Below are 14,130 nucleotides of genomic sequence, written 5' to 3' on the forward strand. Positions count from 1 at the left end.
CTAGCCTCTCCCCATGCCCGCCCGTATCAGCGATCCCGAGCAGCTCAAGGAGCTCCTCGGGATCCCCTTCACCCCGGAGCAGACGGCCTGCATCACCGCGCCGCCCGCCCCGCAGGTGATCGTGGCCGGAGCCGGGTCGGGCAAGACGACGGTGATGGCCGCGCGCGTGCTGTGGCTGGTCGGCACCGGCCAGGTCGCCCCCGACCAGGTCCTCGGCCTGACCTTCACCAACAAGGCCGCCGGAGAACTCGCCGAGCGCGTCCGCAAGGCACTGGTCAGGGCGGGCGTCACCGACCCCGACGTCATCGACCCGGACAACCCGCCGGGCGAGCCGGTGATCTCCACCTACCACTCCTTCGCGGGCCGCCTGCTGACCGACCACGGCCTGCGCATCGGCCTGGAGCCGACGTCCCGCCTGCTCGCCGACGCCACCCGCTACCAGCTCGCCGCGCGTGTGCTGCGCGAGGCCCCCGGCCCCTACCCGTCGCTCACCCGCTCCTTCGCCGACCTGATCAGCGACCTCCTCGCGCTCGACGCCGAACTCGCCGAACACCTCGTGCGGCCCGAGGACCTGCGCGCGTGGGACGCCGGACTGCTGAGCGGCCTGGAAGGCGCCAGACTCACCAACGCCGACCTGCGCAAGGTGCCCGAGGCGGCCGCCGCCCGGCGCGAACTGGCCGACCTGGTGCTGCGCTACCGGACCGCCAAGCGCGAGCGCGACCTGCTCGACTTCGGCGACCAGATCGCCCTGGCGGCCCGGCTCGCCCAGGTTCCCGCAGTGGGCCCGATCCTGCGTGAGGAGTTCCGCGTGGTCCTCCTCGACGAGTACCAGGACACCTCGGTGGCCCAGCGCATCCTCCTGGCCGGCCTGTTCGGCGGCGGCACCGGGCACCCCGTGACCGCCGTCGGCGACCCCTGCCAGGCCATCTACGGCTGGCGCGGCGCCTCCGTGGCGAACCTCGACGACTTCCCCGAGCACTTCGCGCACAGCGACGGAAGCAGGGCGCGACGCCAGTCGCTCAGCGAGAACCGCCGCAGCGGCGGCCGTCTCCTGGACCTCGCCAACGGCCTCGCCGAGCCACTGCGCGCCATGCACGCGGGCGTGGAGGCCCTGCGCCCGGCCCCCGGCGCGGAGCGCGACGGAGTGGTGCGCTGCGCTCTCCTGAACACGCACGCCGAGGAGATGGACTGGCTCGCCGACTCCGTCGCCCACCTCGTGCGCACCGGCACGGCACCAGGTGAGATCGCCGTGCTGTGCCGCACGGCCACCGACTTCGCGGAGATCCAGGGCGCCCTGGTCGCCCGGGACGTCCCCGTCGAGGTGGTGGGTCTCTCCGGTCTGCTGCACCTGCCCGAGGTCGCCGACCTGGTCGCCGTCTGCGAGGTCCTCCAGGACCCCGGCGCCAACGCCTCCCTGGTCCGCCTGCTCACCGGCCCGCGCTGGCGCATCGGCCCCCGTGACCTCGCGCTCCTGGGCCGCAGGGCACGGCTGCTCGTCACCCGCGCGCGCGGGGACGGCGACGACGACCCGGACCGCCGTCTCGCCGAGGCCGTCGAGGGGGTGGACCCGTCCGAGGTGATATCGCTGGCGGACGCCCTCGACACCTTCCTGGAGACGCCCCTGTACGGCGACGGCGGTGCCAGGCCCGGGTACGACGACGGGCTGCCCTTCTCGCCGGACGCGCGCGTGCGGTTCGCGCGACTCGCCACCGAACTGCGCGACCTGCGCCGTTCCCTGGCCGACCCCCTGATGGACGTACTGCACCGCGTCCTCGCCGTCACCGGCCTCGAGGTCGAACTGTCCGCGTCCCCGCAGGCCCTGGCCGCCCGGCGCCGCGAGACCCTGTCCAACTTCCTCGACATCGCCGCATCCTTCGCCGCGAGCGAGAGCCAGGCGAGCCTGCTGGCCTTCCTCGGCTTCCTGCGCACCGCCGCCCAGTACGAGAAGGGCCTCGACAACGCCCTCCCCGGCGGCGAGAACACCGTCAAAGTGCTCACCGCGCACAAGTCCAAGGGCCTGGAGTGGGACGTCGTCGCCGTCCCCGGCCTGGTCACCGGAACGTTCCCCAGTGGCCAGGGCCGCGAGAAGTGGACCGCCCAGGCCAAGGTGCTGCCGCACGAACTGCGCGGCGACGCCGACACCCTCCCCGGCCTCGACTCCTGGGACGCGCGGGGCATGAAGGCCTTCCACGAGGCCATGAAGGACCACCAGCACACCGAGGAACTCCGCCTCGGCTACGTCACCTTCACCCGCCCCCGTTCCCTGCTCCTCGGGTCCGGCCACTGGTGGGGTCCCACCCAGAAGAAGCCCCGCGGCCCGTCCGACTTCCTCCAGGAGCTGTACCGACACTGCGCGGCCGGGCACGGCGAGATCGAGGCCTGGGCGGACGAACCGGCGGAGGACGAGGAGAACCCCGTCCTGCACCGGGCGACGGCCGACCAGGTCTGGCCGCTCCCATTGGACGACGACTCCCTCGCCCGCCGCCGCGCCGCCGCGGAGACCGTCCTCGCCCATCTGGACGACCTCGCCTCGCACCAGGACGGCCACCCCGGCGCCACCCACGACCCGGACACCTACGACGACCCGGACTGGCCCCCGCCGCCGGACGAGGACGAGCTCGCCTACGAGCCCGAGTACGAGGAGCCTCGGCACGACGAGCCCGAGTACGGCGATCCCGGGTACGGGGATGTCGAGCACGACGAGTCGTCCTACGGGGAGTCCGACCCGTTCGGGGACGCGCCCTTCGAGGGCACCCGCCTCGCCGTGCCCCACCAGGCGACGGCCCCCGAGCTTCCCCCGACCCGCCCGCGCCGGCCCTCCCTCACCCCTGAGGAGTCCCGCGCCGTCGCCTCCTGGGACCGTGACCTCGACGCGCTCGCCGGAGAGCTGCTCCGCGCCCGCCGCAGCGTCACGGACGTAACCCTGCCCACGACCCTGACCGCCTCGCAGGTACTGCGACTGGCCGCCGACCCGGACGGCCTCGCGCAGGAACTCGCGCGCCCCATGCCGCGCCCCCCGCAACCGGCCGCGCGCCGGGGCACCAGGTTCCACGCGTGGGTGGAGGCCCGCTTCGAGGAGTTGACGCTCCCCCTGCTGGAACCGCACGAGCTGCCCGGCGACGACGCCGAGATCGCCGACGAACGCGACCTGGAAGCGCTCAAGGAAGCCTTCGAGAGCACCGAGTACGCCCACCGCACGCCGTACCGCGTCGAGGCCCCCTTCCAGCTCGCCCTCGCCGGCCGCGTCGTGCGGGGCCGTATCGACGCGGTCTACAAGGAGGGCGACGGAGACACGGCCACCTACGACATCGTCGACTGGAAGACCCACCGAGCTCGCACCGCCGACCCCCTCCAGCTCGCCCTCTACCGGCTCGCGTGGGCCGAGCAGCAGGGTGTGCCCGTGGAATCCGTCACAGCGGCGTTCCTCTATGTTCGCAGCGGCGACGTCGTACGACCGGAGGGCCTGCCCGATCGTGCCGCCCTGGAGCGCCTGTTGACCGGGGAGGACGGTGCCGGGGACGACCGCGGCGGACCGGCCGCGCAAGTAAACCCTGCGCAAGGGCCCGGCGAGGATGTCGGTGCGGGCCGATAGGCTCCTGACCATGAGCCATACCGTTGACAGTGCCGTCAGCGCCGTCCGCACGTACATCCAGCAGCACCGCGCCGCCTTCCTCGACGACCTCGCCGAATGGCTGCGCATCCCGTCGGTGTCGGCGCAGCCCGACCACGCACCCGACGTACGGCGCAGCGCGGACTGGCTCGCGGCCAAGCTCAAGGAGACCGGCTTCCCGACCGTCGAGGTCTGGCAGACGCCGGGCGCGCCGGCCGTCTACGCGGAGTGGCCCTCGGGCGATCCACAGGCCCCCACCGTCCTGGTCTACGGACATCACGACGTGCAGCCCGCCGCTCGCGAGGACGGCTGGGACACCGACCCCTTCGAGCCCGTCGTCCGCGGAAACCGCCTGCACGCGCGGGGAGCGGCCGACGACAAGGGCCAGGTCTTCTTCCACACCCTCGGTGTCCGCGCCCATCTCGCCGCCACCGGCCGCCGGGCCCCGGCCGTCGGCCTCAAGCTGCTGATCGAGGGCGAGGAGGAGTCCAGCTCCCCGAACTTCCGCGCCCTGGTCGAGGAGCGGGCGGAACGGCTCGCCGCGGACGCCGTGATCGTCTCCGACACCGGCATGTGGTCCGAGGACACCCCCACGGTGTGCACCGGCATGCGCGGCCTCGCCGAGTGCGAGATCCGGCTGTTCGGCCCCGACCAGGACATCCACTCCGGCTCCTTCGGCGGTGCCGTGCCCAACCCGGCCACCGCGGCCGCCCGTCTTGTCGCGGCCCTGCACGACGAGCACGCGCGCGTGGCCGTTCCCGGCTTCTACGACGGCATCGTCGAGCTCACCGACCGCGAGCGCGACCTCTTCGCCGAGCTGCCGTTCGACGAGGACCGGTGGCTGCGCACCGCCGGGTCGCACGCCACCCACGGCGAGGCCGGACACACCACCCTGGAGCGCGTCTGGGCCCGCCCCACCGCCGAGGTCAACGGCATCGGCGGCGGCTACCAGGGCCCGGGCAGCAAGACGATCATCCCGTCCTCGGCCTTTGTGAAGCTGTCGTTCCGGCTGGTCGCAGGACAGGACCCCGATCAGGTGGAGAAGGCCGTCCGCGACTGGGCATCCGCGCAGCTGCCCGCCGGGATCCGGCACGAGATCACGTTCAGCCCGGCCACGCGCCCGTGTCTGACCCCGCTGGACCACCCGGCCCTCCAGTCCGTGGTCCGCGCCATGGGCCGCGCCTTCGAAGGGCCCGTCCGCTTCACCCGGGAGGGCGGCTCGGGACCGGCCGCCGACCTCCAGGAGGTCCTCGGCGCCCCCGTGCTCTTCCTGGGCATCTCCGTCCCCTCGGACGGCTGGCACGCGCCGAACGAGAAGGTCGAGCTGGACCTCCTCCTCAAGGGCGTCGAGGCCACCGCGTACCTCTGGGGCGACCTCGCCGAGAGCTGGCTTCATGAGCCCTGACGCCCCCGCACGGTCCGGAGGGGACCCGCGCGCGGGGCACACTGGAAAGGCCGCCCCGCACCGCGACACCACACCGAGACCGGTCGTCCTCTGCCGTACGTCCCGCTGAACCGCCCGCCGAAACAACCGTTCCACCGGGGGAGTTGGAAGTACCCGTGACCACCTGGACCGACCAGAACGCCGATCGACCCATCTCGCTCACCGCGCCGAGCGGTGTCGACCGTGCCGCCCACCACCGGCTCGACGAGGCCTGGCTCGCCGCGGCGTGGAGCCACCCCACGACGCGCTGCTTCGTCGTGTCCGGCGGCCAGGTGCTCATCGACGAGACGTCCGAAGGCCACACCGAGCTCGTCATGACCCCGTCGTTCGAGGCGCCCCTCACCGAGGCGCACCGCTACTTCCTGGGGACCGACGAGGACGGTGTCAGCTACTTCGCCCTCCAGAAGGACGCGCTGCCCGGCCGTATCGACCAGTCCGCGCGCCCGGCCGGTCTGCGCGAGGCGGGCCTGCTGCTGTCGCCGCGCGAGACGGGACTGATGGTCCACGCGGTGGCCCTGGAGAACTGGCAGCGCCTGCACCGCTTCTGCTCCCGCTGCGGCGAGCGCACGGTGATCGCCGCGGCCGGCCACATCCGCCGCTGCCCCGCCTGCGGTGCCGAGCACTACCCGCGCACCGACCCCGCGGTGATCATGGCCGTCACGGACGAGGAGGACCGCATCCTCCTCGGTCGCCAGGTCCACTGGCCCGAGGGCCGCTTCTCGACCCTCGCCGGCTTCGTCGAGCCCGGCGAGTCCATCGAGCAGTCCGTGCGCCGCGAGGTCTTCGAGGAGGTCGGTGTCACCGTCGGCCAGGTCGACTACATCGCCAGCCAGCCCTGGCCCTTCCCCTCCAGCCTCATGCTGGGCTTCATGGCCCGTGCCACGTCCACCGACATCGACGTCGACGGCGACGAGATCCACGAGGCCCGCTGGTTCTCCCGCGACGAACTCGACGCCTCCTTCGAGTCCGGCGAGGTGCTGCCCCCCTACGGCATCTCCATCGCGGCCCGTCTGATCGAGCTCTGGTACGGCAAGCCGCTGCCGACCCGCAGCTTCGTCTGACCCACGACGCGAGAAGGGCGGCCCCCCATGCCTCGGGGGGCCGCCCTGCTCGCGTACGGCCTGGCGCCGAACGCGGTTACGCGCCGATCTTCTGCTTCACCTGCGCCAGCGACGGGTTCGTCAGCGTGGAGCCGTCGGGGAACAGCACGGTCGGAACCGTCTGGTTTCCGCCATTGGCCTTCTCCACGAACGCCGCGGACTCCGGGTCCTGCTCGATGTTGATCTCGGTGTATCCGATGCCCTCGCGGTCGAGCTGCTTCTTCAGCCGCTGGCAGTAGCCGCACCATGTGGTGCTGTACATCGTCACAGTGCCCAGCATGTCTCTTGTGCTCCTTAGGCGGGTCGGGGGCAGGTGGTCGCAGTGGGAGAACGTACTTGAAAGGGCCACCATTCCCGCAGGCCGCCATTTCCGCCGGGTGCCGTTCCGCCGAGGCGCGGACCTGACAGGCGCGGACCTCCGAGGCAGGGACCTCCGAGCGTGACACTCGCCGCATTAATACGACTGCGGGGCCCACCTGTGGACAACCGGCTCGTCCGTCTCCGCCGACCTGGCAGCATGGCCATGTGACAGCAGCAACGCACTCCACCCTCTTCCCGCGGGTACCGGACTCGGCCGACGCGGTGCTCGAAGGGCTCGACCCCGAGCAGCGCGAGGTGGCCACCGCCCTGCACGGTCCGGTGTGCGTGCTCGCAGGAGCGGGCACCGGCAAGACCCGGGCGATCACCCACCGCATCGCCTACGGGGTGCGCGCCGGCATCGTGCACCCGTCCAGTGTGCTGGCCGTCACCTTCACCAACCGTGCCGCCGGGGAGATGCGGGGCCGGCTGCGCCAGCTCGGCGCCCAGGGCGTCCAGGCCCGCACCTTCCACTCCGCGGCCCTGCGTCAGCTTCAGTACTTCTGGCCGAAAGCGATCGGTGGCTCCCTGCCCCGCCTCGTCGACCGCAAGATCCAGCTCGTCGTCGACGCGGCGGCCGCGTGCCGCATCCGTCTCGACCGGGGTGAGCTGCGGGACGCCACCGCGGAGATCGAGTGGTCCAAGGTCACCCAGACCGTGCCTTCCGACTACGCCCTGGCCGCCGCGAAGGCGGGCCGCGAGATCCCCCGCGACCCCGCCGAGATCGCCCAGCTCTACGCGGCCTACGAGGACCTCAAGCGGCAGCGCGGTGTCATCGACTTCGAGGACGTCCTGCTGCTGACCGTCGCCGTCCTCCAGGACCGGCACGACATCGCCGAACAGGTCCGCGCCCAGTACCAGCACTTCGTGGTCGACGAGTACCAGGACGTCAGCCCGCTCCAGCAGCGCCTGCTCGAGCTGTGGCTCGGCGAGCGGGACAACCTGTGCGTGGTCGGGGACGCCAGCCAGACGATCTACTCCTTCACCGGAGCCACCCCCGACCATCTCCTCGACTTCCGCACCCGGCACCCCGGCGCCACCGTCGTCAAGCTGGTCCGCGACTACCGCTCCACCCCCCAGGTCGTCCACCTCGCCAACGGTCTGCTCTCCCAGGCCCGCGGCCGCGCCGCGGACCACCGCCTGGAGCTCGTCTCCCAACGCGGCCCGGGACCCGAGCCCGGCTACGGCGAGTACTCCGACGAGCCCGCCGAGGCCGAGGGCGCGGCCCGCCGGATCCGCGAGCTCCTCGACGCAGGCGTCCCGGCCGCGGAGATCGCCGTCCTGTTCCGCACCAACGCGCAGTCGGAGACGTACGAGCAGGCCCTCGCCGACCGCGGCATCCCGTACCAGCTGCGCGGCGCGGAGCGCTTCTTCGACCGCCCCGAGGTCCGCAAGGCGGGCGTCGCCCTGCGTGGCGCGGCCCGCTTCGGCGGCAACGACACCCTCCTCGAGGACACCGTCGATCTGCCATCCCAGGTGCGTGCCGTCCTCTCGGGCGAGGGCTGGACCTCGCAGCCGCCGGCCGGCTCCGGAGCCGTCAGAGAACGCTGGGAGTCGCTGGCGGCGCTGGTCAACCTCGCTCAGGACTTCGCCGCCGCGCAGTCCGGCGCCACCCTCGCCGACCTGGTCGCCGAGCTCGACGAACGGGCGAACGCCCAGCACGCCCCGACCGTCCAGGGCGTCACCCTGGCCTCCCTGCACTCGGCCAAGGGCCTGGAGTGGGACGTCGTCTTCCTGGTCGGCGTCGCCGAGGGCATGATGCCGATCACCTACGCCAAGACCGACGAGCAGATCGAGGAGGAGCGCCGCCTCCTCTACGTCGGAGTAACCCGGGCCCGTGAGCGCCTGCACGTTTCCTGGGCGCTCTCCCGCTCGCCCGGCGGCCGTCCGAGCCGCCGTCCCAGCCGCTTCCTCGACGGCCTGCGGCCCGGTTCGGGTGCCACCGCCGCCGGCCGCGGCGGCGGTGGCGGAGGCGGCGGAGGGATCGAGCGCGGCTTCACCGGTGCCGCGGTGGCCGGTGCCCCCGTCGAGCGGCGCCGGACCCAGCGGAGCCCGGCCCGCTGCCGGGTCTGCGGGCGCACTCTGACCGACGCCGGCGAGATGAAACTGATGCGCTGCGAGGAGTGCCCCTCCGACATGGACGAGGGGCTGTACGAACGGCTGCGCGACTGGCGAGCGGTCCAGGCGCGGCAGGCGGGGCAGCCCGCGTTCTGTGTCTTCACCGACAAGACCCTGATGGCGATCGCCGAGACCGTCCCCGAGGAGGAGGGCGAGCTCGCCCGGATCCCGGGGGTCGGCGTACGCAAGTTCAACCGTTACGGAGCCGATGTCCTGGCCATCTGCGCAGGCCAAGACGTCGGAGGAGACGGCGAGGGGGACTGAGGACGAGCGGCTGGGCAACTGATCCGAACTCTTCGGAAAAATAGTTTGCGCATGCCCCGGCAATCCCCATAGGTTCTTAGGCACGGGAACGGCGGCCTTCTCGAAGGCCCTGATTCCGTGCTGTACTTGCATACCCGCCGGACCGGATTCACCCCTGGTCCCCCGAGACGCCGAGAGGAGGCGATTCCAGTGATCATCATCAACAGCAGCTCAGCCGCCAAACTGACCGATCCCTCGGTCGTCTCCACGTGCATCCTCGACGTCTCGATCCTGGGCACCGGTCTGTCCGGCATTCGTGCCGACCGGTCGGCGTCCTCCTCCGTTGCCCCCGCGGGTCTTCTCAGCCGCGAGCGCAATGAGCGACCGACCGAGGCACTGGAAGCAGTAGGGGCGCAGGCGCATGCCTATGCCTTTACGGCAGCCGGTGCCGGAGCCCGGAAGCAGACGACGCAGCACCACCTGATGTGGGCCTTCCGTGGGCCAGAACCCTGGAGTGATCCAGCCTGATCGTCGATCAGGCCGGCGCCTTCAGGGCCGCGGAACCCACCCGGGATCCGCGGCCCTTCTGTTTGCCCCGAACAACGGGGACAGCGGAGCGAAGGGGCCTCGGGACAAGAAAAGAACCCGGTACCCAGCCGACACCCGGTCCTACAGGACCGGACCGACAGACGAGGAAGACGAACCGTGCAACTCGAAGCGCACGCCCCGTCAGTACCGCCTTCCGAAACGATCCCCCCGCCCGGCCTCACGGAGGACTCCACCTTGACCCCGCTCACGGCGCTCACCGCGCTCGACGACGCCATCGAGAACCTCGGCGTACCCGTCCCCTGCCGGTCCTACGACCCTGAGGTCTTCTTCGCCGAGTCGCCCGCCGACGTCGAGTACGCCAAGTCCCTCTGCCGCACCTGCCCGCTGATGGAGGCCTGCCTCGCCGGCGCCAAGGAGCGGCGCGAGCCCTGGGGCGTCTGGGGCGGCGAGCTTTTCGTCCAGGGAGTCGTCGTCGCCCGGAAGCGGCCGCGTGGCCGCCCGCGCAAGAACCCGGTCACGGTATGAGCACCGCAGGAACGATCGACCGCCCCCTCACGCAAGACCCCAAGAAGCAGGCCCCGATGAAGCCGTTCCCCAGCGAGCCCGAAGGCTCCGCGACCGAAGACATCACCACCACCGGCGCGTACGACTCGCGTCAGAACAGGACACGCGAGATGCAACTCATCCCAGAAGCCCTGGCTCGTGCGCATATGCACGACCGGCTGCACGAGGCCGAGCGGGAACGCCGGGCGCTGCGCCTGGCGACCGCTCGCCGGATGCAGCGCCGGGCCGAGCGCGCTTCGCTGCGCGCTCGGCGGGCGCTCGCCATGGCCGTGATGCAGTAACCACGCACACCTGAAGCGGTGGCCTCCCGAAAAGGGAGGCGGAGCTCTTCCACGCGGGGGCCGGTCCGTCCGAACGGACCGGCCCCCGCGGTGCGTTGTGCGGGCGATCCACCGCCGCGGCGTTATCGTCCCGAAGGTGACGAGTCCTCCCCGAGACGGTGACCGAGACGGTGACAGGGGCGGTTCCCCGACGGAGCCCCGCCCCCTCGTGTGTGGCCGCTGCGGCGCCCGGGCCGAGGAGCTCCCACCCGTCACCTGGACCTGCTCGGTGGAGAACGGCGTCCGGCGCTACTTCTGCGAGGCCTGCGCCCGCGAGAACCTCAGGGCGATCGAGGGACGACTGGACTCGGAGTGGTGGTGATTCGCGTCACAGGCCGGGGAGGAGGTCCAGTGGCTCACGCCTCCGCGACCGACTCCTCCGCCTCGAAGTCCTCCAGGACGTCCGCCGCGAGGAACCCGGGCAGCCACTCCTCCAGTTCCTCACGCAGCCGCACCGTCGCGCCGAGCTGGCAGAGCACGCCGATCGTGCTGAGCGTCACCCGGTGTATCAGCAGATAGGCCGGCGGCAGGTTGAGCTGCTTGCCCAGCTGATGGGCGGGGGAGCGGGGGTCGGCGATCCGGGCCGCCTGGCTGCGCATCCAGCCGCGGCTGAACGTGAACTCCTCCACCAGGGCCGGCTCGATGATCGGCCGGAGGTAGTCGAGGACCGCGTCGGGATCCAGCTCGATCGAGTCCTTGACGAAGCCCTCCGTGCGCAGGAGTTCGTAGACCGCCTCCGCCTCACCGTCGAGAGTCATGCGCAGGGACTCGCCGATCGGGTCCGGCAGACCGCCCGGGAGCCGGTCCACCGTGCCGAAGTCCAGGACGCCCAGGCGCCAGTCGTCCTCGCCGTCCGGTCCGCCGGGCAGGAGGCGGAAGTTGCCGGGGTGCGGGTCGGCGTGGAGCAGGCCGGTGCGGGCCGGGCCGGAGAAGAGGAACAGCGACAGCAGCTGGCCTGCCCGGTCGCGCTGCTCCTGGGTGCCGTCCGTGATCACCTCGGACAGGGGCACACCGTCGATCCACTCGGTGACCAGGATCTGTTCGCACTGGTGGACCACCGCCGGGATCACCACGTCGGGATCGCCGGCGAACTCTTCCGCGTGGGCCCGCTGGGCCTGTGCCTCCAAGCCGTAGTCGAGCTCCTCCGAGACACGGTCCCTGAGCTCGGTGATCAGCGGCTTGATGTCCATGCCCGGGATGAGGGGGCCCAGCAGGCGGGCGAAGCGGCTGAGTTGGTTCAGGTCGGACAGCAGGGCCTCACCGGCCCCGGGGTACTGGACCTTGACCGCGACCTCCCGGCCGTCGTGCCACACCGCTCGGTGCACCTGGCCGATCGAGGCCGCCGCGGCCGGCTTGTCGTCGAACTCCAGGAACAGCTCGGGCCAGTCCTCGCCGAGCCGCTCCGTGAGCACCGAGTGCATCGTGCGGGTCGGCATCGGCGGCGCCGCCTCCTGGAGCTTGGTGAGGGCCGCGCGGTAGGGACCGGCGACCTCCTCGGGCAGGGCGGACTCGAAGACGGACATGGCCTGTCCGAACTTCATCGCGCCCCCCTTCAACTCGCCCAGCACCTTGAAGAGCTGCTCGGCGGTGCGCTGCTGCAGCTCGCGGCTGACGATCTCCGCGGACTCGCCCACGATCCGCTTGCCCAGACCCCAGGTCGCCCGCCCGGCGAAGCCGAGCGGGAGCGCGGCGAGTTTGGCGGTCCGGGTGACCGCCTTCCGGGGAAGATCAGACATGCGCCCTCCAAGTACCGGCCAGCCGCGCCGCGTCTGTCGTACGGCGGAACTCCTTCGAATGCTGCCCTGTCATTGTCGCGTGCGTTACCCCGTCCTCGGAGATGTGTTCCTGCTTACCTTTCTCCGCGGCTCCGCACGGGCACGCGGAATGGGGCCACACCGGTCGGGTGTGCCACTGAAGGGCGGGGACGGAGACCTCCCAGCGAGCGCCGGCGCTCGAGGGAGTCCGGCCGTCGAGGAAGGTGAGCGCGTGGGCGGCCGCCAGTCCGGCGACGGTCGTGGCCAGCGTCAGGTCGCAGGCCCGCGCCGCGCGCCGTCTCCCGGAGTGCCACTGGGCGACCAGCCGTGGCCAGGCCGGGTCCCGGTCGGTGCGCGCCTGATGCAGACAGCCCGCGCAGCCCGTCTCACCCGGCAGCACGAGCGGGCCGACGACGCCCGTCCCCTCCACGACCCCGGCGTAGAGGTGCGGCGTGCCCGAGGCGATCAGAGGCTCCGCCGCCGAGGGAGCGGGCGCGTGCACGGACACGTCGTCCCGTGGGGCGATGATCACCAGGGAGAAGCCGGGGATGTCCGCCTCGGCCGGTGACCGCGGTCCCCTGCGAGGCGCGGAGCCCGGGGCGGCCCGGCGTACGGCGCGGCGGGCCGACTCGTCGCGACGCTCGCCGACCGCCTCGGCGGGCAGACCGCCCGGCGCGATGTCCCCCGGCTCGACCCGGCCGCCGTCCCGCACGTCCACCTCGCCGACCCCCGCGCCCGAGAGCAGCGCCGCCAGCGCCGCCCCGACCCGGCCCGCGCCCCGCACCTGGACCCGCAGCCGACGACGGACGGTCAGCTGCTCGATCGCGTCGCCCGGTTCCGACGTGAGGAGGGACAGCGCGGCGAGGTCGGGGCGCAGCCGGTCCAGGACCTCTTTCCGCTCTCGCAGATCGGCGGCTCCCGGCCCGCCGCCGCGGGCGTCGTCGAGCAGTCCCGCCCGCGCCAGCCGCTCCACCAGTCGGTCGACATGGCCGTCGGGCAGCTCCATTCGGCGGCCCTCCTCGCGCAGCAGCGCCAGCCCGCGGGTGCCGTCCAGCAGGTCGAGAAAACTGCCCGTCGCCGTGTCCACCGGGCCGAGTGTCAGCGCGTGCGCCGGTGTCATCCCGAACTGCACCGTGTTGAGGTCACGCCAGCCGCGCCGCAGCGCGGGCTTCACCATCGGATGCATCAAAGGCCCCCGTATGCCTGGAAACTCCCGGTCACATCGGCGGAGCGGGGGCGTGGGGGTGTCCTCGCTCCGCCGACGAGTGCCAGCATGCCCGGACCCGCTCGAGCGTGCCGAAAGTTGTCCACAGGCAGTGGCGTTCATCATACAAATCGGTCGTACGAGGCAAATACGGCAGGGCGGATCGGAACCGAACCGTCCCGGAGTCGGGACTTCCCCCGTGTGCAGCGGGTAACGTCGGGGCGTGTCCGCCGACCCATTGCACCGCGCCGGAACACCACAGCGCAGCACGCCGAGCCAGCCGCCGAGCGGCTCACGGGCGAGCGCCATCGAGGTCCGCAGGAGCGCCCGTCGACGTCGGACGGTCTCCGCGTACCGCGAGGGCGATCGCACCATCGTGCTCATCCCTGCCCGGATGTCCGAGGCCGAGGAGCAACGCTGGGTGAGCGTCATGCTCGACAAGCTCGCCGCCCAGGAGAGCCGGCGCGTCCCGGGCGACGCGGAGTTGGCCGAGCGCGCCGAGCGGCTGTCGGCCCAGTGCTTCGGCGGCCGGGCCCGGCCCGCCTCGGTCCGCTGGGTGACCAACCAGAACACCCGGTGGGGCTCGTGCACACCGGCCGAGGGCAGCATCCGCCTGTCGCACCGTCTGAAGGGCATGCCCGAGTACGTCATCGACTACGTCCTCGCCCACGAGCTCGCGCATCTGCTCGTGCCCGGTCACGGCCCCGACTTCTGGCGGCTGCTGGAGGCGTACCCGCGCACCGAGCGCGCCCGGGGCTACCTCGAGGGCGTCGTCGCGGCCGAACGGCTGCCCCACCTGCCCGCCGCGGGCGAGGAGTGACCTGCGGCGTACGCGGTGAGCCCGTCCCCCGTCCCCCGTCGCGTGAC

General features: G+C 72.2%; 12 protein-coding genes. 9 read left to right on the forward strand and 3 right to left on the reverse strand.

Annotated features, from left to right (window positions below; genetic code table 11):
* Positions 1–13 precede the first annotated feature (13 nt).
* From ACFWBD_RS27765 to nudC, 3 genes are all read left to right on the forward strand, one after another.
* Positions 14–3,592, forward strand: coding sequence for a UvrD-helicase domain-containing protein (locus ACFWBD_RS27765; protein ID WP_385672257.1), 3,579 nt, complete (start codon positions 14–16; stop codon positions 3,590–3,592).
* Between the two features lie 10 nt (positions 3,593–3,602).
* Positions 3,603–5,015 carry a dipeptidase gene (locus ACFWBD_RS27770; protein WP_385672260.1) on the forward strand — a complete coding sequence of 471 codons (1,413 nt, stop codon included), beginning with the start codon at positions 3,603–3,605 and terminating at the stop codon, positions 5,013–5,015.
* A gap of 155 nt (positions 5,016–5,170) precedes the next feature.
* Positions 5,171–6,115: an NAD(+) diphosphatase gene (gene nudC, locus ACFWBD_RS27775; protein WP_385672263.1), complete on the forward strand. Its 945-nt coding sequence runs from the start codon at positions 5,171–5,173 to the stop codon at positions 6,113–6,115.
* A gap of 76 nt (positions 6,116–6,191) precedes the next feature.
* On the opposite strand, the gene ACFWBD_RS27780 is transcribed toward nudC, so the two are convergent.
* Positions 6,192–6,434, reverse strand: a complete 243-nt coding sequence (locus ACFWBD_RS27780; RefSeq protein WP_057603310.1) for a mycoredoxin — start codon at positions 6,432–6,434, stop codon at positions 6,192–6,194.
* A gap of 245 nt (positions 6,435–6,679) precedes the next feature.
* Between ACFWBD_RS27780 and ACFWBD_RS27785 the strand changes: the two genes are divergently transcribed.
* The 5 genes from ACFWBD_RS27785 to ACFWBD_RS27805 all read left to right on the forward strand — a co-directional run bounded on the left by ACFWBD_RS27785 (position 6,680) and on the right by ACFWBD_RS27805 (position 10,627).
* On the forward strand, positions 6,680–8,893 hold the full coding sequence (locus ACFWBD_RS27785) for an ATP-dependent DNA helicase UvrD2 (RefSeq protein ID WP_385672267.1): 2,214 nt from the start codon (positions 6,680–6,682) through the stop codon (positions 8,891–8,893).
* Positions 8,894–9,082: 189 nt separating this feature from the next.
* Positions 9,083–9,400, forward strand: coding sequence for a hypothetical protein (locus tag ACFWBD_RS27790; RefSeq protein ID WP_385672269.1), 318 nt, complete (start codon positions 9,083–9,085; stop codon positions 9,398–9,400).
* Positions 9,401–9,577: 177 nt separating this feature from the next.
* Positions 9,578–9,946 carry a WhiB family transcriptional regulator gene (locus ACFWBD_RS27795; RefSeq protein ID WP_356258167.1) on the forward strand — a complete coding sequence of 123 codons (369 nt, stop codon included), beginning with the start codon at positions 9,578–9,580 and terminating at the stop codon, positions 9,944–9,946.
* Positions 9,943–10,266 (forward strand): hypothetical protein, encoded by a 324-nt coding sequence (locus tag ACFWBD_RS27800; RefSeq protein ID WP_385672272.1) that lies wholly within the window; start codon positions 9,943–9,945, stop codon positions 10,264–10,266. The genes ACFWBD_RS27795 and ACFWBD_RS27800 overlap by 4 nt, the downstream gene beginning before the upstream one ends.
* Before the next feature lie 136 nt (positions 10,267–10,402).
* Positions 10,403–10,627: a hypothetical protein gene (locus ACFWBD_RS27805; RefSeq protein ID WP_385672275.1), complete on the forward strand. Its 225-nt coding sequence runs from the start codon at positions 10,403–10,405 to the stop codon at positions 10,625–10,627.
* A gap of 34 nt (positions 10,628–10,661) precedes the next feature.
* On the opposite strand, the gene ACFWBD_RS27810 is transcribed toward ACFWBD_RS27805, so the two are convergent.
* Together ACFWBD_RS27810 and ACFWBD_RS27815 are read right to left on the reverse strand one after the other, a co-directional pair.
* Positions 10,662–12,041, reverse strand: a complete 1,380-nt coding sequence (locus ACFWBD_RS27810) for an ABC1 kinase family protein (RefSeq protein WP_385672278.1) — start codon at positions 12,039–12,041, stop codon at positions 10,662–10,664.
* The gene (locus tag ACFWBD_RS27815) at positions 12,034–13,245 is read right to left on the reverse strand and encodes a TOMM precursor leader peptide-binding protein (protein ID WP_385672281.1); all 1,212 of its coding nucleotides are present in this window, start codon (positions 13,243–13,245) and stop codon (positions 12,034–12,036) included. Before ACFWBD_RS27815 ends, ACFWBD_RS27810 begins: the two co-directional genes overlap by 8 nt.
* Before the next feature lie 241 nt (positions 13,246–13,486).
* Between ACFWBD_RS27815 and ACFWBD_RS27820 the strand changes: the two genes are divergently transcribed.
* Positions 13,487–14,083: a M48 family metallopeptidase gene (locus ACFWBD_RS27820; RefSeq protein ID WP_385672284.1), complete on the forward strand. Its 597-nt coding sequence runs from the start codon at positions 13,487–13,489 to the stop codon at positions 14,081–14,083.
* The last annotated feature ends 47 nt before the right edge of the window (positions 14,084–14,130 follow it).

It is taken from the genome of Streptomyces sp. NPDC060002, assembly GCF_042737245.1.
Lineage (GTDB): Bacteria > Actinomycetota > Actinomycetes > Streptomycetales > Streptomycetaceae > Streptomyces.

Coding starts and splice junctions, on each gene's coding strand:
- ACFWBD_RS27765 (WP_385672257.1), top strand. CDS start 14: ATGCCCGCCCGTATCAGCGATCCCGAGCAGCTCAAGGAGCTCCTCGGG.
- ACFWBD_RS27770 (WP_385672260.1), top strand. CDS start 3,603: ATGAGCCATACCGTTGACAGTGCCGTCAGCGCCGTCCGCACGTACATC.
- ACFWBD_RS27780 (WP_057603310.1), bottom strand. CDS start 6,434: ATGCTGGGCACTGTGACGATGTACAGCACCACATGGTGCGGCTACTGC.
- ACFWBD_RS27800 (WP_385672272.1), top strand. CDS start 9,943: ATGAGCACCGCAGGAACGATCGACCGCCCCCTCACGCAAGACCCCAAG.
- ACFWBD_RS27810 (WP_385672278.1), bottom strand. CDS start 12,041: ATGTCTGATCTTCCCCGGAAGGCGGTCACCCGGACCGCCAAACTCGCC.
- ACFWBD_RS27815 (WP_385672281.1), bottom strand. CDS start 13,245: ATGCATCCGATGGTGAAGCCCGCGCTGCGGCGCGGCTGGCGTGACCTC.